Below are 763 nucleotides of genomic sequence, written 5' to 3'. Positions count from 1 at the left end.
CCTACACCTGAAATTCTTGCTTTTTCCATTTCCGGGAAAAGATAAGTCTCTTCCTTTGTGTGGTGGCATCTATCAATAAATACTCTCATGAATTCTACAAGTCCTTCAAGGTGCTCCTGTTTAACACTTCTGCCGGCTTCTATCTTTGTGCATACACCGTCAAGAATTCTTAGCATCAGTTTAACAGCCTTGTGTTCTTCTTTTAAGTCATCCGTCGGTTTCATCCTATCCCCATATTATCTCTTGAATATTACTTTGTTCTGAAAAATATCTGTATTCTGAAAAAGCTCTATTCTTGTTCATTCTAAACGGATAATCCAGATTTCAGTAACAAAATAATAGGCAATCTTTTTTAATGATGATTTCAATCCCCTAAAAACAATAGATTTTTAAATATATAAAAGTAGGTAGATAATTCACATCCAGGGCCTATTTTCTGGATATGAGAGTTGTTTTTCAAAAACGTTTGAGATCTCAGAAATTGAATCCTATGTGCAAAAGAAAAGGCTTCTTCAGGATATAGGGCTGAGTGCTTATGAAGGAGCTGCATATCTTTCTCTTGTATAAACTAAGTGCTTATGTTAGGGACTACGAATTCTCAGGAATAGATAAATAACATATATACAGGTATCTAACATCAAGCAGCAACATATTCTTATGGGAATGTTCAGAATCTAAGTTACTGAATTGAAAAAGGTATTGTAATCTAATTGTTTGGTATATAAAACCCTAGGAGGACTTAAAATTAAAGTTGCTGACTTGG

The 763-nt window shown here is 33.9% G+C and carries 1 protein-coding gene; it reads right to left on the bottom strand.

What is annotated here, in order from left to right:
• On the bottom strand, positions 1-224 hold a 224-nt coding region (locus BP621_RS07230), incomplete at its 3' end, for a hemerythrin domain-containing protein (protein WP_292388812.1).
• Positions 225-763: the final 539 nt, after the last annotated feature.

Source organism: Methanosarcina sp. UBA5, assembly GCF_002505485.1.
Classification (GTDB): domain Archaea; phylum Halobacteriota; class Methanosarcinia; order Methanosarcinales; family Methanosarcinaceae; genus Methanosarcina.
This window is presented reverse-complemented; position numbering and strand designations above follow the sequence as displayed.